Origin of the sequence: Paenibacillus sp. 37 (assembly GCF_008386395.1) — a bacterium.
Classification (GTDB): Bacteria; Bacillota; Bacilli; order Paenibacillales; family Paenibacillaceae; genus Paenibacillus; species Paenibacillus amylolyticus_B.
In genome coordinates, this window is the sequence record NZ_CP043761.1 from 5,685,945 (window position 1) to 5,709,715 (window position 23,771).

A 23,771-nucleotide genomic window follows, 5' to 3' on the forward strand; every position below is an offset into this window, starting at 1 on the left:
TCATAACTGCCCTCCCTACGCTACCCGCCAAGCGTCGCTATTCGCTGCAACAGCGGTTCCCGATATCTGGACCATACCATGGATGCCTCTTTGCCAATGACATCCGCATGACGTACCGATCCCATTCCCCCATGCCACCGATAGGCAGTAAGCGGTTCGTTCAGGTATGGGAACCGATGACCGTTCAGTACAATACGCATCCAGAGATCCAGATCATGCGTGTAGGGCAGAAGTTCATCGAACAGCCCTACTCCGCTAAAGAGATCCTTACGAATCATGACCGTGCAGCCATTCACCGGATTGCCGTTAACAAACCGTCGTAGTATATCCATATCCGACATCGGTTCAGGCCCACCATGCATTCTGGTAACGGCCGAATGCTCGTTGATATAGTGAAAATTTGTATGTGAGACCAGCACATTCTCACGCTGCATAAACTCCAGCTGATAACGAATTTTATCCGGATACAGATAATCATCCGAACTGAGCCAAGCTACATAATCACCTGAGGCATGGCGGATGCCGTGATTAAGTGCCGAAGCCGTCCCGCCATTGCTTTTGCCAAGCACATGAATATAAGGAAGATAGGGTTGAAGCAACTCTGCATGCCGGGTGGAACCGTCATTCACAACAACGATTTCCACATCGGGATACGTCTGGTTCAGCGCACTCTGAATTGCCTGAGGCACATAAGGACAGTTATAGAATGGAATGACAATGGATACTCTCGGATTCAACTTGTCGTCCTCCCTTGCTGGGCACGAACATCACTCAGGATATCCTGAAGTGATGTGGCGAATGGAATCATCGGCTGCCAGTCAAGCTTGCGCAGCAGTGATAATTCCTCCTGTTTCCCCGAACCGTCCGGACCAGATGATGCCCCATCCCAGCGAACAGGGACTTCCGCTTCTGTCATGGACAAGAGCAGATCTGCAATTTCACCTAGACTGCGCTCGACGCCAGACACCACCGGGTATACTGTACCGCTGGACCCCTGTATCAGGAGGGTTGCATACGCTCTGACTGCATCCCGCACATCGAGAAAGTCACGGGTATTGTCCCGTCCGGACAGACGGAATGCCTCCGTTTTGCCCGCCTGCTCACAGGCAACAACATGGCGCGCAAGCAGGGAACAGATGCCTGTAGAAGGACCCGCACCAATCAGATTGCCCGGCTCCGCCAGCATGATCTGTTGTCCGAAGAGCGACATCCACGACAAGGACACCATCTCTTCCAGCGCTTTACTGAGACTGTATGGATGCGGAGGCTGGGGAATCCGGCCAGGTTCCGGCGTATATTTTAACCTTGATCCTACAATAACGGTTCGTGCTGTCGGACAACTGCGAAGCGCATCCAGCAGATACAGCACGGCCATCACATTGGTCTCCAGGACCAGTAGCGGATCAGACCACGAATTAGGCACTGAATTTTTGCCAGCGAGATGCAGCACATAGTCGGGCTGCACCTCGCCGATCAGATGACGCACTTGCTGTTTATCGTTCAGATCACAGACATGGACTTGTGCACCTTTACCAAATGAATACACATCCGGCCTCCGGACTACCGCCGTAACCACTGCACCAACTTCCCGAAAATAAGATACGGCATGTCGCCCGGTAAAACCGGAGGCGCCTGTAATTAGCACTTTCTTGCCTCTCAGCTCTGCTCCATCCATAATGCCAACTCCTTCAGCATTGTAGAATAATCCGGCAGGTCTGTCTTCACATCCTCGCGAGTGGACACCAGCGTACGGTCTTGCACTACACTGTCATCACGCACAATCGTCACATCCTGCTTATCCCAGGTCTGCTTGAACAATACAAGCAGATCATGTTTGCTGACAGGTGCCGGATGAGCTAAGTGGATCAGACCACTAACCGATGAGGCCAGGTAATGGTCTACCCATTTGGCCAGCTCAAGTGTGGTCACACCGTTCCAGAATACGCGGGTATACCCCCCGACTTCACCTGTGCTGGACATAAACCATTGCATCAGACCAATGCCGCCCTGCCGAATCTCGGGTCCAATGATGGATGTACGGATCGTCAGATGACCTTCATCCTGAACTTCGCCAAGTGCTTTGGTGATGGCGTAAGCTGAAGTCCCATCCGTAACATCATCTTCCCGGTATGCTCCCCGTTCCCCGCTGAACACACAGTCCGTGCTGATATGAATCAGGCGTGCACCAATCGTATCAGCAACCCGCCGCAGACGATGTGGCAGGAAACCGTTAATATGATATGCAGTAATTTTGTCCTCATCTGCGAAGTTGTTCAACACACCTACAGCATTAATAATCACATCCGGGTGCACAGCTTCTACCAATCGATCAACCATGAAGCTGTCGTTCACATCCAGGAGCAGACCATTGGGGTCCGTTACATCCCGAGATGTGTAGAAGACGCTGTGTACACCTTGACGGCGGAAATAGTCGACCAAAATATGGCCGGCCATTCCGTTTCCACCAAGTATCAGCAGTTTCATGACAAGAATCCTCCGCGTTTCAGAATTTCACGAATCTCCTCTTTGGTCATGAGTTGGTGTTCAGAACTGAAACTGTTAAAGGAGACCGGGGGACAATTGGTATAATGTTCACGCAGACCCGGTATACCCAGGGTAGGCAGAATAACCAGGTACTGCTCATCGTAGACAACGGTGGTCATGCTCTCGAATTCACTCATCAATATTTCATGGATTTTCTCCCCTGGACGAATGCCTCGTTCCACAATGCTCACATTCTCCACACCGGAATCCTCAATCAGCACTTCCGCGAGATCAACGATTTTGCAGGTAGGCATCGTCATGACAAAGATCTCTCCGCCGACACTTTCCACCGAGGCTTTGAACAGCAGGGTAATTGCATCCTTTAGCGTGAGAAAGAACCGAGTCATGCTCATATCCGTGATGGAGACCTGGCCTTTCTGACGAATCTGATTCTTGAACAGATGTACCACACTGCCGTTTGTTCCCAGTACATTCCCACCCCGTACCGTAACAAACTTGGTATCGCTGTGTAACAAGTTTGCATATACAATTAATTTCTCGCCGATCGCTTTTGTCATGCCATAGAAGTTGGACGGATTGGCAGCCTTGTCAGTCGAGATATAGATTACTTTTTCCACCTTGTTCTCAATAGCGGCCTCAATTACGTTCTGTGTACCAATCACATTGGTTTTGAGTGCTTCGTATGGTTGGTCTTCACACACCGGAACATGCTTGAGCGCAGCCAGATGAAATACATAGTCCACATGCTGGCAAGCCGCCGTCAAAGCGTCCTTGTCACGAATATCTCCAATCCGGAAATGAAGACGTGGGTCTTCAAATTCACGACTCATAGCCACTTGGCTTGACTCGTTCCGGGAATATACAATAATTTCTTTGGGCTGCTGGGGCAGTAGTTGAGCCACAAGTTCATAACCCCATGATCCCGTACCGCCAGTCACGAGTATACGCTTATTTTCAAACATGCATTTTCCCTCCAAGCAGAAATTTAACCACTTTACTGGATACATCTGTGGCTTTGTAACCTTGCGGGCAATCCCAGTCGCTAGACATCTTTGTCATGACTCTCACGCAATCAGCGATGCGCGCGGCATCCAGACCGGAGACTACATTGCTGCCGCAATCGACCGTTTCCGGCCGCTCGGTAGTTCGACGCATCGTTACGGTCGGCACGCCCATAATGCAACACTCCTCCTGCACGGTACCGCTATCCGTAAGTGCACAGCGTGCATGACGTTCAAGCATTACAAAGTCGAAGAATCCAAACGGCTCGTGAAACTCCACCAGCGGGTTCATCTCCAGTTGCAGATGCTCCGCAATCCGGATCGCGGTACGCGGATGAATACTGCAGATCACACGCAACCCGTGTTCCTCTGCGACCTGGTTCAGTCCTTTCATAATCTCCAGCAAATGAGGGGCATGATCCACATTCTCGGCTCGATGCGCAGTAACCAGGAAGTATTGCCCGGACTTCAGCTTGAGCTTTTTGAGTATTTTGCTGGAACTTACTTGCGCGTCGTAGTGCTGCATTACTTCATAGATGGGATTGCCCGTGAGCACGATGCGCCTGCTTGGTACCCCTTCACTGACCAAATGTTTCTTGCTCTGTTCCGTGTAAGGCATATTAACGGTGGAAATGGCATCAATAACCTTACGATTTTTCTCCTCAGGCACATCCAGGTCGAAGCAACGATTACCTGCTTCCATATGAATAACAGGAACACCCATGCGCTCAGCCAATATTGCACATAATGCGCTATTGGTATCACCAAGCAACAGCAATTTATCGGGTTTCTCCTGCAATATCAGATCTTCCATCTGCGTAAACATCGAGGATAACTGTCGTCCCAGAGTGGCCGCTTCATCCTGAAGAACGTAATCCGGTGCGCGCAGGCCCATTTCCTTGAAAAAGAGACCGCTGAGACTTTCCGTGAAGTTCTGTCCCGTATGCACCAGAATATGTTTGGACGCGTACTGGTCCAGCTTGGAGATGATCAGGCTGAGCCGTATGATCTCAGGTCTCGTACCCAGCACCGTCATGATCTTCATCGTAATCCCTGCCTTCATCTTGTATTGGAACCCTTGCGCCCTGCTCGGCTACGTCCCGCTTTGGCAGATTTACGTCTGCGACTAGCCGATTTCCCCATATGCGGACGTGGTCCCTTCGTTGTACGAGTTTTCCTCTTACGTCTGCCAGTTCCGGAAGCACGCTTCAGCCCCTCACGGTCTCGGCGAGAATGAGGTGCAAGTGGCTTGCGACGACGTTTCCGCGTTTTGCCCCTCTGTTGAACCGGCTTTGCAGCCGGGCCAGTACCTGAGGCAACAGGAGCATCGTGCCCCAATGCGATTGGAGGTAATGAGGAATGTGGTAACGCCTGTATGACGGTCAGTGGGAATAATAGTGCTCGAACCGTAGTCGGCTCCAGGACCAGTACAGTGCGTAGTCCTCCCTCCCCATGGGTATACACAGGTCCATTCGGAGGTTGGATATAAGCAAACCATCCGGGAAAACGCAATAACCACTGTGTCACCATCGTATGCAGTTTCGTTCGGTAGGTTTCAACGCCGTAGAGCCTTTCCGCTTCTGTCCGATTACGCCACCCCGTATTTGAGGCCAGCTCTGCATCATTCAGCAAGGTTGTTGCCAAAGTGACAAGCGCTTCGGTATCACCCGGCGGGGCCAAAAATGCATCACTGCCTACGGATTCCATTAATTCCTTCAGTCCACCCTGAGCGAAAGCGATGACCGGTTTGGCAAAATAGAGCCCCTCCAGTGCGGTCATGCCAAATCCTTCTTTGACCATGCTTGGGATGACCAGGATATCCATCGCGGTATATGCCAGAGATACGTTCTCTTCAAATGTGGTGAAGGTAAACCGGCGTGAATACCCGGATTTTTTCACCCGTGATACACACTCGTCGTAATACTTTTTATCCGATGCTGCCCCGATGATCCAGAAGCGACAGCGCGAATGTGTTTCACAGATTCTCAAAGCCATATCCACAAAAGGTTTCAACCCTTTGGCATCATATATAAATGAAGAAATATAACCGATACAGGTCTGCGATGATTTGAAACCGAGCTCTTTACGCTTGCGTTCGCGCAGATGAACCCAGCGGTCCGGTGCTGGTAGCGCGGGTTCCCAAGTAGGGGATATGATGGTCACTTTGTCACCCATGCCGGCTTCTTGGAATGGGGCTACCGCTGTCTCGGATATACCGATAATCCAATCCGCGTAACGGCCAATCATCTGGATCGCCTCGATTGTATGTTCATTCGTATGAATGATCTCGGTAATCTTCCAGATAATCGGAATCTGAAGCGACTTCGCCGCTACCGCCGGCATCACATTGACACAGGTATTCGTTAACACGAGATCGGGAGCAGTCTCTCGTATTAGAGAGACCACTTCCTGATATGCTGGTGTATGGCGAAGCTGCTCGGCATCATCTGCAATGCTCAGGTAAGGTGTGTACACACCGTGAAGCATCGGCAGAGTGCATATTTTGACCTGAATGCCGAATCTCCGCGCAAGCCCCTCAAGCTTCCCCTCCTGAGGGACTACGAGCACACATTCAAAGATCGCACCGATCTCTCTCATAAAATGAAGCAGCAGCTTCTCGGCGCCTGTAATGCTGCGAGTATTGCACACATGTGAAAATAACATCATCTTTGGTTTCGTTGCCATGGCCGCACGGACCCTGTAAACGGGTATCGGATACAGGGTACTGTGCACACCTCCTCCCGGCCAGAATTAAGGGAATATGATGGTTAACATTTCATTAATTCTTTTGCCATACGTGTGGTCTTTCAGTGTACGTTCAAGTCCACGAAGTGCAATCTCACGGCGTTCCTTTTCATGAGTAAGATAATATTCCACTTTGTCGAGTAACTCCTGCGGCGAGGAATATGTCTCAATCTCCACACCCGGTTTGTAGAAACGCGCAATGTCATCCCGGGCGTCGGTCAGCTGTAGCGTCGTGGACGCGGCAATTTCAAACGTTCTCGGGTTCGGTGAAGCTGGCGGGATTTTGAGGTGATTATTATTGACGGAATCATCTTCGTGGGATCGATGCAGGTTGATGACAATTTTGGTGCCATTGTACACATCATTGGTCTCCGGCGGACTCATCCAGCGCCCGAGCTCAATCTTCTCTCCATAGGCAGTATAGTCAGGCAGACGGTCCCACCAGATTCCGTTAAATACCGTATTGTGTGACATCAACTGAGGCATGATTGGATTGAAGAAGTATACCCGGTTCCAATAGGCCGAGCCGATAAAGCTGACATCCCGTTTTAACGGGGAAGGTGTTGTAATCGGAAAGTAATGATTAGTGAATGCGGCAAAAGGGAGGTAGTGAACTGACGCGCAGCCGATTTGTCGATATAGATCAATACAGTTCAGTTCTAACGTGAAGACATGGTCAAAATGTGTCACAATATCCAGCGTCATATCTGTATAATACGGGTCATCCGTGAGCCAGATCGCCGTCTGAATGCCCGCTTGGCGAATCGCATCGATATGCTCGATGGGGATATCCATTCCATCCAGCACAAGCACAAGATCAGGACGCGTCTGCAGCGCAATTTCAGAAACCGGTTGACGCGGATCAGAGAGGGTTACTTGAGCTACCATACCCTGTAGCGTGGCCATAATGGCCTCATCCAACGGGGAGTAAGGGAAGCCTTTACCCGAGGATACATACAGCACGTGAAGCTGTCGGAAAGGCAACGGTTCCTGTGCACAATTCACAATATAGTTGGCGCGACCGCGCAGATATCCTTCTTCCTTACCTGCGTCATATCCGGCATGTTGCCCATTTTTGCGTGCTTGATCAGCCAGGCTCAGTACGGGTGCATGAACCTTTTTGGTTTTACGGTGTTTGAGAGACATACCGCCACTCCTTTATTTTTTGGGATAGGGTTCTTGTTAATGCTGCACTTCAGACTGGGATTACAAATGTTCCAGCAACTGACCGATCCGGCGAGTGAATGTATGCTGGTTCATCGTGGTGAGAAGTCCACGCCACGCCATCGCCTGTCGTTCTTCTTCATGCTTCAGATAATAGTGGATCTTGCGCTGAAGTTCTGCTGCGTTGGTGAACGTCTCGATGTCATATCCCGGCTTATAATAACGGGGTAAATCTGCACGTGCATCCGTAATCTGCATTGTGCCACATGCGCTAATCTCATACGTGCGTGGATTAATCGAGTGACCTTCAAGATGATGTGTGTTGCGATTGTCTTCCCCATTCTCGCAAGTCCGGTGAATGTTAATGACAATCTTGGCGCCATTGTAATAATCCACTGTCTCTCCAGGAGCAATCCATCCTTCGTGGATGAAACGGCCTAGTACATCAAAGCGTGCCAACCGATTCCACTGGCTACCCGCAATGAATACCTTTTTGTCCGCAAGAAAAGGGGCCAGCTCATCAAACAAGGCAATCCGGTTCCAGAATCCGGTACCGATAAAACAAATGTCGTGCTGATGCTGCGGTGCCGCGCGCCGCGGTTGAAACATGCCTGGATTCACCGCGAGTGGCATATAGATGACCTGGTTCGCTCCATGTGCCAGATAGAAGGGCACCGCGGCCTCTTCATGCGTGAACACGACATCATAGTGCTGGCAAAGGGACGTTGTATCTTCGGTGAAATACGGATCATCCACAAACCACACGGCAGTTCGGATACCGAGTGCACGTATGCCATTCACCTGCTCCACATGATCTGCGGGAAATACATGCAGACCATTCATGACGAGCACAACATCGGGCCGATGCTGACTGGCTTCCTGCAACATCGCTGCTGGCGATCCAACAACGCATTCACGTACAGATTGCTGCAGAGCCAAGGTGACACCTTCATCGATGGCATCGAATCCTTGCGGGATATATAACACTTTCATGTCCCGCAGGGTCGGTTCAAACATCTGCACCCGCTCCATCATGGCCTGACAGCCGCCGAATCTGCGGCCTTCTGCATATCCGCCGCGGTAAGCCGTTTCCGCTTCGGTCAGCGGACGGTGCTTTCGTTTTGCCACATTCTTCACCCTGTCTTCCTTCAGGAGATCTCACTTCCAGACTCTCCCCGAGATTGGTCTTCCCTCTAAAGGATATGCCTCGGGGTCAGATGCATCATGGACGGGTGTCCTGCAAGGCGCAAAATTGGCGCTTGCCCTCCACATCCGCCTGTACGGGCATGTCCGCTTTTGCGGCGATGCAAATAGCCCGGAGGGATCTGCCCCCCTGGCTATTTGTTAGAGGATGTTCAAAAAGTCCGCTTTTGATTACGAAGGATGCCTATCGGCATCACCAGCATCGAATATGAAATTCAGCCGAAATGTCCGTTGCTCACGTAGTCTTCTCTACGCTCCGCTACTCCATTTCAGCTTCATCCCATCTTCTCGGTACTGAAAACCGGTCTTTTTGAACCGGCACTATAAGACAGGTATCATTCCATGCAGAAATAATCCTGTCTACTCGGTTACTGTGCTTTGTACGCCAGCTGATGTCCGTCCTCGAATCCCTTGGCGAAACCCGCGTTGAATCCCTCGTTGTACGCCTCGTTGTATCCCTGGCTGTAAGCACCGTCCGGGTTCGGATCGGTAGGGGTAGCCGGGACGACTGGTTGTACGGCCTTTGGACTCCGGTGCCGCCGTACCGCACGTTTCTTTTTTTTGAGCCACGCACTGCGTCCTTTAAGTGGGCGTTTGTGAAGAACACGTTTGGCTCTGAGCGCACGCAGCTTGCGAATTTTGCGCAGACGGGCTCCACGGATTAACAAAGCTCTTTTGGTTCTCAGTCTTATTTTCTTCTTCTTTAACATGTCAACATTCCTCCTGTATGTCCCGAACGATACGAATTGCACACCCGGGGTCTTTGAGCCACGGCAAGCCAGGCTCCCCATGCTGGATTCGGGCCAGCCTGATTCCCGTAACCATACGAGACATTTCTGCCTGATAGCGACTCAGCAAACGAATGTTCTCGGCCAGACTGCGGGCGGATACTTCCGAATGAGCGGTTACACTGGCTACACTGTCCAGAATGCGTGCCAGCGCCTGCTGACTGTGTGCAATGGATTCAATGAGCGCCAGTTTGGCTTCCTGCTCACGCCGCATCAGACTCATTTTCCCATGTCTCCCAGATCCATGCCGCCAAACATGCCACCGTCCATACCGCCGCCATCTTCGCTATCGTTCTGCACCATCACCGCTTTGAGATTGTTGCACAGTCCGGTCTCCATCCGGGTTAATCCTTCCAGCAATTCCACCAGCTGATCATGCATTTTGAGCGGCTCCCCTACCTGATCCCCATGCGTCAGAAAGGTATCCCCATTCAAATGATTCAGCGTCCAGTTCCGTACCTTCTCGGCCTCAATCGCTTTTGCCTCCAGGATCAGGGCAATATTCCACTGCATTTTGGCTGCTGCGTCCAGCATCAGAATGAGACTCTGTTCTCTACTCATGTTCCTTCACCCGCCTTCCGGGCTTATTCTTCTTCTTGAACCGCGATCTCCCGCATGACTTGGGTCAGCGTTTCGGCTACAGCCTCTTCCAGATCTGCAAGGCCCCCCAAGTAAGAGATAATGCTTTTGTTGATTTGCCCAGAGCTATCCAGCAGACCGTCAACGCCATCCAACTCCGGTTCGATATCTGGCAAATGATTGATGATTTCAGACATGCGTACAGCGACTTGGCGTTTGGCATCCAGCACACGTGCGATCTGCTGGTGAGAGTGTGCAATATGTGTGATAATTTCATCGATTTTGCTCTGCATGGTCCTCCTCCTTACCGTCACGGCCTGCTTCACCCATAGAAAAACCCGGCCTATCAGCATTTGCCTGTTACAGCATATGCCGGGCCGGGATCGTCAGTTACTACAGCTTGCGCCTATATCGTCAGATGACATAACTCCAGTCGGAAGAATATCGACTGAGGAATTGGCGAGTACGTTCCTGCTTTGGACGTACAAACACCTCTTCCGGGGTTCCTTCCTCCACAACGGAACCTCCATCCATGAAAACAACCCGATTGGCCACCTCACGGGCAAACCCCATTTCATGGGTGACTACAATCATGGTGATCCCCTCCTGAGCAATGGAGCGGATGACAGACAACACCTCACCCACAAGCTCGGGGTCCAGCGCTGATGTCGGTTCATCAAACAAAATCACTTCGGGATTCAGTGCCAGTGCTCTGGCGATGCCCACTCGTTGCTGTTGCCCACCAGACAACATACTTGGATACTCATTGATTTTGGCAGACAGTCCGACTTGTTCAAGCACACGCAAGGCACGAGTACGGGCATCAGCTTTGGACATTTTCTGGGCAATAATTAAACCTTCCGTGACGTTATCCAGCACAGTCTTGTGTTTGAACAGATTATAATGCTGGAACACCATCGCCGTTTTTCGTCTCAACTGCACAATGTCATGTTTACGTGCATGCTTGCAATCGACGGTTAATCCACTGATCTGAACCTCGCCCTCATCGGCACGTTCCAGAAAATTGACGCAGCGCAGCAGCGTTGTTTTACCTGATCCGCTCGGTCCAAGGATCGCAACGACATCGCCCTGTTCAACGGTCAGATCAATTCCCTTCAATACTTCCTGCTTGCCAAATGTTTTGTGTATGTTCGTTAATGTAATCATGACACGCCTCCTTTGCTGTACACGGCAACCCGACGCTCAAGCAAAGCGGTGATCCGCTCGGCAATGATGGTCAGCCCCCAGTAGATAAACGCGGCGGCGATAAAGGCCTCCAGAAATTTCAGACTGACGGATGCCACCACATCCGCTTTACCGAGGATGTCCATCTGAGATACGGTAAAAGCGAGTGTTGATCCATGCAGGAACCCGACAAACATGCTGCACAGATTAGGCAAGACCGCCCCGATCGCTTGAGGGATGATGATGCGCCTCAAAGCCTGGAATGTGCTCATACCCACAGCGTGAGCGGCTTCCATCTGGCCGATATCCACAGCTAGAATGCCAGAACGGATAATCTCGGACATATAGGCACCCGCGGTGAGCGAGAAGGCAATCAGTACAAATACGAGAATTGGGATCGATGAGGATTGGAAAGCCCAACCGTAACGTTCCGCCAGCTTATCGATGATCATCGGAATGCCGTAATAGATGAGGAATAGATGCATCAGCATCGGTGTTCCACGCAGGAATGAAACGTAGAAGTCAGCAATGCGGTGAATCCACCGCACACGATAGATACGGATCAGAGCCGTAGCCAGACCGATTCCGAAGCCTGCAATCAACGGCACAATCGTAATGACGAGTGTCAGTGGCAATGCCTTCAGGATTTGAAAAAAAGAGGTATAGATAAACTGGAGATCAATCGACATATGCTCACCCCGCTATTCGTTTCAGTGAGAGTTCAAAAAGTCTGGTTTTCATCTTCGATGCTGATGATGCCGCCAGGCATGATTCGTAATCAAAAGCGGACTTTTTGAACAACCTCTTTCAGGCGTTTGGCTCGAATTGCCGGTTTGTGTACAACCCTCTTGCGTTCATGACGCTGGAGTCTGCGTTCTGCAAAGGCAAATCCTTTTTCAAGCACAATAACAATGACATAATAGACCACAGACAGACTGATATACACTTCAAGTGCATGCGATGTAGCCGAAATTAACGTCTGCCCTCTGCCCACCATATCCATGACACCAATGGAGAAGGCCAAGGAAGTATCCTTTAATGAACCGATTAACGTATTGGCCATGTTCGGAAAAGCAACAATCAGTGCCTGCGGAACAACAATCCGCCGAAAAGACTGGAATGTGGTCATACCCGCAGCATAGGCAGCTTCCGTCTGACCTTTATCCACACTGCGCACCGCTCCGCGAAAGATCTCGGCAAAGGATGCCGCGTCACTAAGTGCATAGGTCACAATGACAAATAACAACGGGTCAGTTCTCGACAGGTCGATGCCAATGGGTTTGAGCAGCTCGGGAAGTCCGTAATATACCAGGAACAATTTGATCAGGATCGGTGTGCCCCGCATGAATGAGACGTACAGGGTAGCCAACTGGCTTAGTACCGGAATCCGATACAGCCGGGGAACGGCCAGAAGCACGCCGCCCACCAGTCCGAGCACGATGGAACCACCCAGTACAATCAGTGTTATATGCAAATATCGTAGCAGTTCCGGGATGAAATCCAGAACCAATGACAGATCAAATGATTTTCCCATTACCGCTGCACACCTTTCTCAGACTACTCTTCAACCGTATAGTCAGCTCCAAGCCACTCTGTGCTCAGTTTGCCTAATGTTCCATCTTCTTTGACCGCTTTGAGGGCTTCGTCCACTTTGGTTTTGAGCTCCTGCTCATCTTTGTTCAGAATGAAGTACACTCTGGAATTGGAGAGGGCATCTCCTACCGTTTTCAGCTGAGCATCAATCGCCTTATTCTGATAATCAATGGCAAACTGCGTGCTGATGGTGGCATCCACCCGGCCTGTTTTGATCTGGGTAATGGTATCCTCACCTGCTCCGGAATAAACGATATCAATCCCGTTGCCGTTCGCTGCATTCCATTTCTCAGCAAGTACAGCCGCATTACTTGTAGCACCAACAATCAGTTTTTTCCCTTTGAGATCCTCAATCGATTTTACTTCCTCATTTTTCTGACTTACGACAATTTTATTTGGAAAAATATTATAGGCTTCATCATTAAACAGGAACTTGGCCTGTCTCTCATCATTCACTTCCATCTGGTGAGCGATCAGGTCAATTTTTTTCGTTTCCAGACTCAGCAGCAGGTTTTTGAAATCCATGGTGCTGAATTCGAATTCGTACTCAGGCAAACGTTTGTCGATCTCCCGGATCAGTTCCACATCATAACCTGTTAACTTGCCATTCTCATCAATGAAGCAGACATTCGGGAACTGTGTACCTGTTCCTACAATGATCTTTTTCACTTTGGTGTCGCCTGCTGCCGAAGCAGATTCTGAATCATTGCTTGCAGTTCCTGTGCTGCATCCAGCCAGTACCGCCAGCATTGTAATGAACAGCAGTGCTGTCCGGAATTTTTGAATCCCCCGTTTTTTAACCATTCCCAATCTCCTCCACAGGCTGTTATCACAGCGAATATGATGTGCACTCCCATTCCTCTTCCCATTACCAAACCATTCTTACTTGTATAGTCGGAATTAGGTTGAACAAAGAATATCATTACAAGTCATCTTGGGGCAATAACTAAACTAATAGGACATCCTGATATGGTTATAGGACTTCTCTATAGTACAAGAAAAAGCCATCCCCCATATCCATTGGCGGATGGCTTCTTCCTGTATGTCTCTCACTGATTATACCATTTTGGCGGTGCATCACTTGGTGTGTACACTACTCATCTATCTGCGACTCGCCCATTTAATTTTACGTGCAACTTCCACTCGCTGTAATTGTAAGAGACCGATCCGTTCCTCGAACTTCTTGCGTTCGTCCATGGAATGAGCGGCATGAATCTGGTGGCACAGACCTGTCAGTTTGCTGTTGATGTAATCAAACCGTGTCCATAGTTCCTCTTCAGGTGTGCGTTGCTGCTCCGTCGCCGTCTGAAATATTTTGAGTTGGCGGATAAGGGATTGTTGCCATTCCTGATCCTGAATTTGGATGGCAAAATGCAAAAGATCCAGATAGTCATCAATTTGCAACGAAACGCCGTAATCAGATTTAGTGTTCATCGTCGTCTCTCCTTATTTCAGTACTTGGCTGGAATCCATTACTTCTATCTTACAGGAACAAGCCCACTGAAAGCGAGTACTGAACGATTAAATTTCGGGAAAATTTTTATTTTTTTATGTTAAAACAGCTTTACATTTCCATTAAGACCAATTTGGCAGGATATTGATATTGGTACATATGAAATTGGTAATAAAAAACCCGCGTTAAGAAATAAAGTTGTTTCCTCAAAACGGGTTTTTCATCATTTTATATATAATATAAACACATATCAAATTAGTCATTTTTTCCATCTCGCTGCTGTCTGGTCATCAGTAACATGAGAAATGAGATGATGATAATGGAAACAGTCCACGCCCAGGCCATGGTCTGATTGCCCGAATCCACAGCGACATAGATTGCCGTAGGTACCGTTTGTGTTTTGCCCGGAATATTGCCTGCAATCATCAGTGTGGCTCCGAATTCCCCGAGTGCCCGGGCAAAGCCCAGGATGAAGGCGGTCATCAAGGCTCTGCCTGCGAGCGGCAAGGAAATGTAACGAAAAACCTGCCACTCATTCGCCCCAATCGAACGTCCCGCATCTTCCAGATCCCGATCCACACCGCTGAATCCTGATTTCATGGTCTGATACACGAGTGGAAAAGCAACCACCACCGAAGCAATCACCGCAGCCCACCAAGTGAAAATAACCGGTGCGGAGAATATGGCTTCAATCCATTGTCCAAACAGACTTTTACGTCCCAGTATGACAAGCAACAGAAATCCAACCACCGTCGGAGGCAGTACTAGCGGTAGCATAAATGCCGTTTCCAGCAACGTCTTCCCCCGAAATGAAGTACGCGACATCTTCCAGGCTATCGCGATTCCCAGCACAGTGGCCACCACGCTGGATAACAGCGCAACCTGAAGCGACAGGCGCACCGGTGACCAGAATACGGACCAGTCTATGGCGTTCACATTCATTCGGGAATCGTGAAGCCGTATTTCGCGAAGATATCCAGTACTTCAGGAGTTTGCAAATACGCATAGAATTGTTCGGCCTCTGTACGGTGTTTTGTTCCTTCAATAATGCCTATCGGATAATTGGCGGGTGTGTAGCTGTTCTTGTCCACCTCAAACGCAATGTTCACCTGATCCGAAGTAAGAGCATCCGTTTTATATACAAATCCTGCATCTGCATTGCCTGTCTCTACATATTGGAGAACCTGTCTAACATCTTTCCCCTGCACAAGTTTGCTCTCCAGTTGATCCCACAGTTTGGCATTCGTCAAAGCTTCCTTCGCATAGGTTCCCGCAGGCACACTTTCCGGAATGCCAATAGCTACCGTCTTAATGGAGTCATTTGTGAGATCCTTTTCGCTGGTTACGGTATGGGTCCCATCTGCTGGCACAATTGCCACCAGTGAATTCTGTAGCAAATTCTTTTGGTCGTCCGAGGCAATCAGGTTTTCATCTACTAACGCATTCATATTTCTTGTTGCCGCCGATACAAAGACATCAGCCGGGGCACCCTGTTCAATCTGCTGTTGCAAGGCACCCGAGGCGCCAAAGTTAAAGTTAAGTTCTATATAAGGATTAGCTAGCTCATAATTGGTTTCAATCTCTTTCATCGCATCGGTCAGACTGGCCGCCGCAGAGATCGTCAGATCTACCGTTTCCTGCGGATCGGTATTTCCTGCTGATGAACTTTCACCTGATGCCGCTGGCGTTGAGGTCGTTTGTTCTGCACCTGTGGATGTATCCGTAGTGCCCGTGCTTGTGCCGCAACCAGCCAATACAAGAGACAGTCCCAGTGACATACTTCCCAACACATATCCGATTCTCTTTCTCATTCATTTCTCCCCCAACGTTATATTTAGATATAACTAGTTATAATTGATTATATCTAATTATACACAAGACAAAAAAAATGGGAAGGTGATTAAGATCACATTTGATTTTTGTTATCTGTCCTATGCGTTTATTACGTGTTCTCAAGTTTATGGCATCCCTCAATTAATGGTATAGTACAAGAAACATTCCATTACGATGAATGATCGGATCATTACCTTTGAAGGAGGATCTTCACTTATGACGGAGGAGCAATCCTACACAACCGAAGAAATATCCAAGCTGCTTAAAATATCGAAACTAACGGTCTATGACCTGATCAAAAAAGGAGACCTCGTCGCATACCGTGTGGGTAAACAAATGCGAATTGATGCAACCGATCTGGAGGCATATAAACGTCGCTCCAAGCAACTTCAGTCCTCAGGTCAACGTATCCCGACCTCTGCATCAGGGACTCAGCCAGGTCATGGTGATTCTCAGGGAACTTCCTTACAAGTTACTTCACCCGTTGGGTCTGCGCATGCGATTACTCCAGCGAGTTCTACCCATACAATGACTTCTGCACCACGGCATCTAGTCATAACAGGTCAGGATGTCAGTCTGGATATCCTAATGCGGCATATGGAAAAAAAAACTCGGGACATCCGTCCGCTACGCTCGTTCATGGGCAGTTTGGACGGACTTATCTCGATGTATCGTGGTGAGTCCGATCTGGTCAGCACTCATCTGCTCGACGGGGATACCGGTGAGTATAATCTGCCGTATATTCGCAAAATTCTGACGGGACGGTCCTATGTTGTGGTAAACCTACTGTCACGTCCTGCCGGACTGTATGTACAGCGTGGCAACCCGCAGAACATACAGAATTGGACCGATCTGAGCAAGCCTGAACTTCGACTCGCTAACCGGGAGATAGGTTCTGGCGCGCGAGTATTGCTGGATGAGCAACTTCGGTTGCATGGAATTCCTGCCGCAGGTCTGATCGGATACGAAATGGAGGAAACCAGTCACATGGGCGTGGCTGCCAAAGTCAGTTCAGGTGAAGCTGATGTCGGAGTTGGCATTGAGAAAGCTGCGCGACTTGTGGGTCAGGTTGATTTTGTCCCGCTCACTCAGGAGCGCTATGATCTGGTCATGCTGAGGAAGCAAGGTAATGAAGCCTGGACAGAATCTGTACTGCGAATTCTCCAATCGCCGGAGTTCAGGCAGGAACTGCAATCATTCGAGGGATATGATGTATCCCGGACAGGTGAGATTTTGTACGAAGCATAGTTATACGAAATGTAGACAATAACAGCCCATACTCAACGTGTATTCAACATCACATCATGCATATATAAAACGCCTTGCATTCGCTGCAAGGCGTTTTTGGTGTTTCTTTCTATATATAACGCATGATATGGATGAATGAATTTCTTAATGTGGCAAATCGATCTCAAAAATGAACACACCATACGCGGGCATGTTGATCTCATTCTGAAGTGTTGTACCTGACAGTAACTCTGTGGCCTCCTTCTTAAGCTGGATGGCCACTTGGTGATCCGAGTAGTTGAGTAAAAATACATAAGCTTTATCCTTACCGGAACGGATACCAAGCTCAACTTCGGACGGTACCTCCACCAGGTCACCCACAGGTGAAGATAGCCCTATTTCATCTAGTAGAGCATCAACGACCGGTTCATTGTAAGCCGCTCCATAATACCATACTTGCCCCTGACCTACCGTACGTTTGGTCAAAGCAGGACTACCTGCATAATATTCGGATGTATACTCAGCCATGACCTGCACGTCAGCATGCTCCACATGAAGAACTTCGTTAAATCCGGCCGTTGACGTTCCCTCCTGAAGCCGCTCACTCGCCCCATTCCATTGCAGTTTGGCTGCTGGTATGGTTCCTTTGATTAAGGTAAAGTCCTCTACGGTTACACCACACAACTCAGCGACAGCCCCAGGGAACGGTCTCATATAACAATGCCCCTTGAGATCCTTATATCCGGTACGCGCACCGAAAAACAGAGTGCCTCCTTGACTGACGTAGGCTTGGAGAAGTTCTGCTGTCTCGTCTGTCATGATGGCCGGGTGAGCATAGATGATCACCTTATAATCGGATAAATCCTCCAGTGTTGTCGTTGGTTGCAGTGTAACCATGTCCGTCGGAATATGACGATACTGGAGCTGCTTATACCAGGAGCGTACACTCTGTTGCTGAAGCGGACCGTGCCACTCGTCCAACTCCCCGTCCCAGATGTTATCGTAATCCTGTAGGATCGCAACATCGGCTTGATATGTAGTGCCTGCAATAACACGCCCGATCTTGACAAACTCTTCCCCTACTTGTGCAACCTCGCGTACCCTTCTGTTGGGCTGATTATGGTAATCATTGATGCCATGCCAGTACATCTCGGTGCCAAATGTTGCCGTCCGCCAGCGGAAGTAGACGAGCAGATCTGTTCCGTGAAGAACAGATTGATATGACCATAATCGGATCTGTCCCGGTCTTGGCGTACCCATGCCTATACTGTCAACCCAGCCTCCTGGCCCAGACTGTTGTTCCATGACGCAGAAGTTCGGTGACATGTTGCGTACGTTCGACAGTTTCATGCTCCAGGCCCGATCTTGTAATGAGTTATCGTCTGTCCCTGGGAAGATCGTGGAAAACTGCGGATACGAATCATAAGAGAAGAAATCCAATAAATCCTCTGTCATTTCATGATTATCCAAGTGTCCAAACGTACCGTTTGTTGTGATCCAATGTTTCGGATCCAGTTCCCGAATGATGTCCACCTGAAGCTTGGCAAATGAAATGGTATTAGCTGAGATGAATCTCTTTTCATCTAGTGCCAAATGAGGATTTGGCGATTGGCTGACCATATTTCGGGTAAGGTGAACTTGCTCCCAGTCGGTATAGGTCTGACTCCAGAAAACGGTTCCCCAAGCCTGGTTCAGATTCTCCAACGATTCATAACGATTCTTAAGCCATTCACGGAAGGCGACATGGTCCGCCTCAGCATAGAAAACATCCATATGACAATTGAATTCGTTATCGATCTGCCATCCAATAAGAGCCGGATGATCTTTATAGGCAATCACCATATTGCGCACGATTTTTTCACATTGCTGTCTGTAGATTGGGCTACTGTAATTGGTATGACGCCGCATACCGTGTTGATACAATACCCCGTCCTTATTTGCGTTTAATACTTCAGGATATTTTGATGTTAACCATGCTGGTGGAGTTGCAGTAGGTGTTCCCAAAATAACGCTCAAACCATATTGATGCGCCAGATCCAGTGCCTTCTGAAAAAAACTAAAATCGAACTGGTCTTCTTCCGGTTCAAAGATGGACCATGCAAATTCAGCCATCCGAATAACTGTGATATTCATCTCTTTCATTCTACGGAAATCGTCCTCCCACAACGCTTCCGACCAGTGCTCAGGGTAATAACAGACCCCCAGTTTCAATTCATCCATTTGGATTGATTTTGCCACCTTTAATTGCCCCCTTAACCTGCCATATTGCCTCCATTCTATTGGAACCTTCACATATAATAAATGACAAGATTATGCGACTTATAATAAAATATTGTCATTGTCCAAGATTCAAATAACAGTAGGCTGAATTGATTTCAGTTCACTACATAAAAATATTGCGTTCAAATGGAGGATGCACGTGAAAGAACACATCTTTCTCCCCAAGCCGGTTTTCCCCAGACATGTATGTTTTCCCGATTTTATTGGAGGGTACAGTGACTTTCCGAAACATTATGTGAATCGGGAATATCGAACCAAAGAAATTAATTTGGATCAATGCTACAATTTGCACATTGTCCTGGACGGTAAAGGATTCCTGGATACGGGAACCACTCGTTATGAGCTAACACGAGGGCAGGGATTTCTCTATGGTCCCGGTCTCAGACAAACCTACTACTCCGATTTGGATGATCCGTGGAGTATTCGTTGGATTCATTTTTACGGCATTCGTCTCGAAGAACTGTTAAACGGAAAAGGCGTTGACGAGCCATGGCTGTTTCAATGTTCCAACTTCTCGGTGGTTACCGCGCTCATGGAGCGATTACTGGAGCTAGGCAGAGGCTATCAGGTGGAGGACGAGCACAGTGTGGCAGCTACACTCTATGAACTTCTGACCCGATTGCAATCCGCAGCGAGCCAAATCAATGTTTCGTTAAATCACACTTCAGAGCGAATTCGTGAAGCAGGGAATTATATTCGCTCCCATAGTAACGAGCACATTACACTAGACCACGCTGCCGGGATTGCCGGATACAGTACAACATACTTTAGCCGCAAGTTCAGTCAGACGTTTGGAGTCTCTTTCCCGGAATTCCTTTTGGAATCCAGGTTACTACATGCGAAACAGCTGCTCGCAACAACCAACCTTTCCATTAAACAAATTACGCTGGAAACGGGATTCTCTCAGTCAAGCTACTTCATCCGATGTTTTAAAACCCAGGAAAACGTAACACCTATGCAATTTCGAATGATGCACAATCATTCGTTATAGGCAGATGTTCCTTGAACAAGCTGACGCAAAAGAAGACTCTGCATACAACATGCAGAGTCTTCTTCGGTCATTTTTCACAAATGTTCATTTGTATCTTCGTCCTCGTCAGCCTTATATTCCAAAATATCTCCAGGCTGACAATCCAGTGCTTTACAGATGGCATCCAGAGTGGATAAACGGATCGCTTTTGCTTTTCCTGTTTTTAATATGGAAATATTGGCGAGCGTGATTTCAACTCTCTCGGCAAGCTCGGTAACTGACATTTTCCTCTTTGCCAACATCACATCAATATTAATTATAATGGCCATATATTCACCTCAGACCACTAGGTCATTTTCTGATTTGATATCAATCGCTTCCTGTAACAATCTTTGGAGCACAGCGGAAAACACTGCGATGACCAATGAAGCAAAAACAGGAACCATTCCCATTAGAATGAGGCCTGGGGCATCATCTTTCTCTGCTACAACATAAACAAAAGGCAACATCACAAAATAAAGACTACTGATTACAATAGCACAATATTTTATTGTTTTTAAGGATTTCACTGACATTAGAGAGAACGCTTCATTTTTGTCGATGTAGCTCAGCAGACGGAATGCCTGGTACAGTGCAACGATAAACGGAATAACTGACACATACATAATAATCACTATGGGGTATAGCGCACCTGCATAATTTGGATTCACCGGATTGTTCGCTAACCAGGGTATGCCGAATATACATAAGGCAAGAATGGGAACACCAATAAGCAACACAGCCAATTTTAAAAAGATGGTTGTACCTCGCTTCACAAAAAGCACCTCACTTGTTTTAAGTGATATGAATTTATCATAATATTTATCGTTTTACAATAAATTTTTATTGCAAAACAGATTTTATTTATTCTTTTGCCCATTAAGGAAGGAAGACCAAAAGATCCCCCCTCTTTGCTTCATTGATTCTTGGACACAAAAAAAGTCCAAAGATAGCCACTGAATGTGGTTATCTTTGAACTCACTCACGTCCGCCAGAACAGCCCAGCCTCATCCCGTTCCACCTGCTCGAGCACATTTTCAAAATCGGAACAAGGTGTAATAACATCTACCGGATTCCAGCTGCTCTGTTCATCTCTGGCAAACACCTTCCACTGATTTTCTTCCCAGTAAAATCGGGCAATATGCATCTTCTCCCATTGATACCGTTCCTCGGCGGGTCTTTCTTCGGTCAGGATCAATTCATTGTCATTCATCACATAGGTCAACTTCACCATCGTACGCAGTGGCGCAGGAACCTTCTCGTGAATATAGCCATTCATCACCGACTGAATTCTTCGTAACGTAAACGAGTCCAACATGAAGATGCACACCCTTTCAGCAAAATACCACCCTTTGATCATGTTACCAGCTGGATTTTGTTACACCAGGAATCTGCCCTTGATGTGCCAGTTCTCTGAACTTAATTCGAGACACCTTGAACTTGCGTAGATAACCCCGCGGGCGGCCTGTCACTTCACAACGGTTCTTCAAACGAGTCGGAGATGCATTCCGCGGCAATTTCTGCAATGCCTCGTAATCCCCTTTTTCCTTCAGTTCCCGGCGCAGGTCCGCATATTTTGCCACGATCGCCTGACGTTGCTTCTCACGTACCACTTTAGATTTTTTAGCCATGAAATCCAGCTCCTTTATCCCTAGAATTTATGTTTATAAATTGAACTAAAGAAATTTACACTGCACACTCCGATGACAGATCAACCTTCCGATCGCTGTTATCCCCAGATTTTTTTAATTCCTTTTATAAAGGGGAAATCCGGGGAAAGCGTATGCTTCCGATGCAGCTTTCTTTCAGAAAGCTTTTAGCTTCGCTTCTTCAGGTCCTTTCTGTCCTCTCTGACTTATACAGCTTCCACAGGCCATGGTAGGGGATTATCAAAATGACCCCAGTCGCCCAGCATTTCTTCATCACTGAGCAGGCACTGGTCCAGCTCGTCTTCAATGCTGGCACGTTCCATGTCGATCCCGATCATGACAAGCTCTGTCTGACGATCTCCCCACTGGGCATCCCATTTCTCCAGAACATCCGGCTCGTTACGTAAAATCTCTTCCTTGTCCGTTTCCGGCAACGCCGCGACCCAATGTCCCGCAGGACCAAATTGAATGGATGGTCCCGCCTGACTCAGGCTTGCAGCAACATCCCCTTCGGCCGCAAGCCATACTAAACCTTTGGCACGTACCACTTCTTCCGGCCAGTAACTCATGAATTCAGCCAGACGGGAAGGATGGAACGGCTTTCTCCGGCGATAGACAAAGGAACCAATACCATATTCCTCCGTTTCCGGTGTATGCGACTCTTTCTCCAGCTCCTGAATCCATCCAGCGGACATGCTCACTTTCTCAAAATCAAAGCGGTTTGTATTCAGAATCTCGGACGGATTCACCTGTCCATTCTGGGTCCGAATGATCTTGGCGTTAGGCTGTAGCTTCCGGATGATACCTTCGAGCTTGTTCAGCTCGGTGTCATCGACCAGATCACATTTGTTCAGCAGCAGTACATCACAGGTTTCGATCTGATCGATCAACAAGTCTACGACGTCACGGGTGTCCTCATCTCCGGTCGCCTGATTACGATCCAGAAGACTCTGTCCTGATCCAAAATCATGCCAGAATCGATTGGCATCCACCACCGTTACCAGACAATCCAATCGGGCCAGACTAGTTAGATCAATACCCGACTCCTCATCGGCGTATGTAAAGGTCTGTGCAACGGGAACAGGTTCACTGATGCCAGTGGATTCGATCAAAATATAATCATACTTGCCTTCGTTCACCAGCTTCTCAATCTCCTGCATCAGATCATCCCGCAAGGTACAGCAGATACAGCCGTTCGACAACTCCACCAGCTTCTCTTCGGTTCGAGACAAGGTTGCCTCCCCCTTAACCAGCGCAGCATCAATGTTCACCTCACTCATGTCGTTGACGATCACCGCAACTTTGAGTCCCTGTCTGTTGTTCAACACATGATTCAAAACCGTCGTTTTCCCTGAACCGAGGTAACCACTCAGTACGGTTACCGGAACTTGCTTTTGTGTCATAGAAATCTACTCCTTATATTTGCAGTCTGTGTAACTTGGACTTTAATAGTAATTATTACGATTAACAACAATGACTATAATCCTGTTGCACGGTCGTTGTCAAACTATTTTTACGAAATACTCTAGAAAAATGGATTAAACAAACATCTATCGA

Annotated in this window: 27 protein-coding genes; 2 read left to right on the forward strand and 25 right to left on the reverse strand. The window is 48.3% G+C overall.

Going from position 1 to position 23,771, the window contains the following annotated elements; translation table 11 throughout:
- Positions 1-20: 20 nt before the first annotated feature.
- From F0220_RS24345 to modA, 19 genes are all read right to left on the reverse strand, one after another.
- The gene (locus F0220_RS24345) at positions 21-737 is read right to left on the reverse strand and encodes a glycosyltransferase (RefSeq protein WP_091020903.1); all 717 of its coding nucleotides are present in this window, start codon (positions 735-737) and stop codon (positions 21-23) included.
- On the reverse strand, positions 734-1,675 hold the full coding sequence (locus F0220_RS24350; protein WP_105601192.1) for an NAD-dependent epimerase/dehydratase family protein: 942 nt from the start codon (positions 1,673-1,675) through the stop codon (positions 734-736). Before F0220_RS24350 ends, F0220_RS24345 begins: the two co-directional genes overlap by 4 nt.
- The gene (locus F0220_RS24355) at positions 1,657-2,484 is read right to left on the reverse strand and encodes a dTDP-4-dehydrorhamnose reductase family protein (RefSeq protein WP_036605842.1); all 828 of its coding nucleotides are present in this window, start codon (positions 2,482-2,484) and stop codon (positions 1,657-1,659) included. Before F0220_RS24355 ends, F0220_RS24350 begins: the two co-directional genes overlap by 19 nt.
- Positions 2,481-3,467, reverse strand: coding sequence for a polysaccharide biosynthesis protein (locus F0220_RS24360; RefSeq protein ID WP_017692517.1), 987 nt, complete (start codon positions 3,465-3,467; stop codon positions 2,481-2,483). Before F0220_RS24360 ends, F0220_RS24355 begins: the two co-directional genes overlap by 4 nt.
- Positions 3,460-4,551: a non-hydrolyzing UDP-N-acetylglucosamine 2-epimerase gene (gene wecB / locus F0220_RS24365; RefSeq protein ID WP_105601373.1), complete on the reverse strand. Its 1,092-nt coding sequence runs from the start codon at positions 4,549-4,551 to the stop codon at positions 3,460-3,462. Before wecB ends, F0220_RS24360 begins: the two co-directional genes overlap by 8 nt.
- Before the next feature lie 14 nt (positions 4,552-4,565).
- The gene (locus F0220_RS24370; protein ID WP_146117105.1) at positions 4,566-6,191 is read right to left on the reverse strand and encodes a glycosyltransferase family 4 protein; all 1,626 of its coding nucleotides are present in this window, start codon (positions 6,189-6,191) and stop codon (positions 4,566-4,568) included.
- Positions 6,192-6,257: 66 nt separating this feature from the next.
- Positions 6,258-7,397: a CgeB family protein gene (locus F0220_RS24375; RefSeq protein WP_091020900.1), complete on the reverse strand. Its 1,140-nt coding sequence runs from the start codon at positions 7,395-7,397 to the stop codon at positions 6,258-6,260.
- Between the two features lie 60 nt (positions 7,398-7,457).
- Positions 7,458-8,552: a CgeB family protein gene (locus F0220_RS24380; RefSeq protein ID WP_091020899.1), complete on the reverse strand. Its 1,095-nt coding sequence runs from the start codon at positions 8,550-8,552 to the stop codon at positions 7,458-7,460.
- A gap of 434 nt (positions 8,553-8,986) precedes the next feature.
- Complete coding sequence (locus F0220_RS24385) at positions 8,987-9,328, reverse strand: FliH/SctL family protein (RefSeq protein WP_091020898.1); 342 nt, start codon at positions 9,326-9,328, stop codon at positions 8,987-8,989.
- A 1-nt stretch (position 9,329) separates the two neighbouring features.
- Complete coding sequence (locus F0220_RS24390) at positions 9,330-9,629, reverse strand: hypothetical protein (protein ID WP_017692511.1); 300 nt, start codon at positions 9,627-9,629, stop codon at positions 9,330-9,332.
- Positions 9,626-9,967 carry an alpha-helical endospore appendage domain-containing protein gene (locus F0220_RS24395; protein WP_017692510.1) on the reverse strand — a complete coding sequence of 114 codons (342 nt, stop codon included), beginning with the start codon at positions 9,965-9,967 and terminating at the stop codon, positions 9,626-9,628. The genes F0220_RS24390 and F0220_RS24395 overlap by 4 nt, the downstream gene beginning before the upstream one ends.
- A gap of 23 nt (positions 9,968-9,990) precedes the next feature.
- Positions 9,991-10,278 carry a hypothetical protein gene (locus F0220_RS24400; protein ID WP_017692509.1) on the reverse strand — a complete coding sequence of 96 codons (288 nt, stop codon included), beginning with the start codon at positions 10,276-10,278 and terminating at the stop codon, positions 9,991-9,993.
- A gap of 121 nt (positions 10,279-10,399) precedes the next feature.
- Positions 10,400-11,152, reverse strand: coding sequence for an amino acid ABC transporter ATP-binding protein (locus tag F0220_RS24405; RefSeq protein ID WP_017692508.1), 753 nt, complete (start codon positions 11,150-11,152; stop codon positions 10,400-10,402).
- Positions 11,149-11,859, reverse strand: coding sequence for an amino acid ABC transporter permease (locus F0220_RS24410; protein WP_036673453.1), 711 nt, complete (start codon positions 11,857-11,859; stop codon positions 11,149-11,151). Before F0220_RS24410 ends, F0220_RS24405 begins: the two co-directional genes overlap by 4 nt.
- 89 nt (positions 11,860-11,948) lie before the next feature.
- Positions 11,949-12,704 (reverse strand): amino acid ABC transporter permease, encoded by a 756-nt coding sequence (locus F0220_RS24415; RefSeq protein ID WP_036605839.1) that lies wholly within the window; start codon positions 12,702-12,704, stop codon positions 11,949-11,951.
- A 23-nt stretch (positions 12,705-12,727) separates the two neighbouring features.
- A complete protein-coding gene (locus tag F0220_RS24420; RefSeq protein ID WP_105601195.1) occupies positions 12,728-13,567 on the reverse strand; it encodes a transporter substrate-binding domain-containing protein in 840 nt (279 codons plus the stop codon).
- Positions 13,568-13,864: 297 nt separating this feature from the next.
- On the reverse strand, positions 13,865-14,197 hold the full coding sequence (locus tag F0220_RS24425) for a hypothetical protein (RefSeq protein WP_091020893.1): 333 nt from the start codon (positions 14,195-14,197) through the stop codon (positions 13,865-13,867).
- Between the two features lie 274 nt (positions 14,198-14,471).
- Positions 14,472-15,158, reverse strand: a complete 687-nt coding sequence (gene modB, locus F0220_RS24430; protein WP_105601197.1) for a molybdate ABC transporter permease subunit — start codon at positions 15,156-15,158, stop codon at positions 14,472-14,474.
- A complete protein-coding gene (modA, locus tag F0220_RS24435; RefSeq protein WP_105601199.1) occupies positions 15,155-16,027 on the reverse strand; it encodes a molybdate ABC transporter substrate-binding protein in 873 nt (290 codons plus the stop codon). Before modA ends, modB begins: the two co-directional genes overlap by 4 nt.
- A 238-nt stretch (positions 16,028-16,265) precedes the next feature.
- Here modA and F0220_RS24440 point away from each other — a divergent pair, with 238 nt between their 5' ends.
- Positions 16,266-17,297: a helix-turn-helix transcriptional regulator gene (locus F0220_RS24440; protein WP_105601200.1), complete on the forward strand. Its 1,032-nt coding sequence runs from the start codon at positions 16,266-16,268 to the stop codon at positions 17,295-17,297.
- Between the two features lie 144 nt (positions 17,298-17,441).
- Here the strand turns inward: F0220_RS24440 and F0220_RS24445 are convergent, their stop codons facing one another.
- A complete protein-coding gene (locus tag F0220_RS24445; RefSeq protein ID WP_105601202.1) occupies positions 17,442-19,514 on the reverse strand; it encodes a beta-galactosidase in 2,073 nt (690 codons plus the stop codon).
- Positions 19,515-19,689: 175 nt separating this feature from the next.
- Between F0220_RS24445 and F0220_RS24450 the strand changes: the two genes are divergently transcribed.
- A complete protein-coding gene (locus F0220_RS24450) occupies positions 19,690-20,547 on the forward strand; it encodes a helix-turn-helix transcriptional regulator (RefSeq protein WP_197997963.1) in 858 nt (285 codons plus the stop codon).
- A 74-nt stretch (positions 20,548-20,621) separates the two neighbouring features.
- On the opposite strand, the gene F0220_RS24455 is transcribed toward F0220_RS24450, so the two are convergent.
- The 5 genes from F0220_RS24455 to F0220_RS24475 form a co-directional block, all read right to left on the reverse strand.
- Entirely contained in the window at positions 20,622-20,855 is a 234-nt protein-coding gene (locus F0220_RS24455; protein ID WP_105601205.1) for a helix-turn-helix domain-containing protein, read from the reverse strand.
- Positions 20,856-20,864: 9 nt separating this feature from the next.
- Entirely contained in the window at positions 20,865-21,341 is a 477-nt protein-coding gene (locus F0220_RS24460) for a DUF2975 domain-containing protein (protein ID WP_036605833.1), read from the reverse strand.
- Positions 21,342-21,547: 206 nt separating this feature from the next.
- A complete protein-coding gene (locus tag F0220_RS24465; protein WP_181155550.1) occupies positions 21,548-21,883 on the reverse strand; it encodes a DUF3024 domain-containing protein in 336 nt (111 codons plus the stop codon).
- 43 nt (positions 21,884-21,926) lie between these two features.
- Entirely contained in the window at positions 21,927-22,196 is a 270-nt protein-coding gene (gene rpsN / locus F0220_RS24470; RefSeq protein ID WP_036605831.1) for a 30S ribosomal protein S14, read from the reverse strand.
- A gap of 224 nt (positions 22,197-22,420) precedes the next feature.
- Entirely contained in the window at positions 22,421-23,617 is a 1,197-nt protein-coding gene (locus F0220_RS24475; protein ID WP_105601209.1) for a GTP-binding protein, read from the reverse strand.
- Positions 23,618-23,771: the final 154 nt, after the last annotated feature.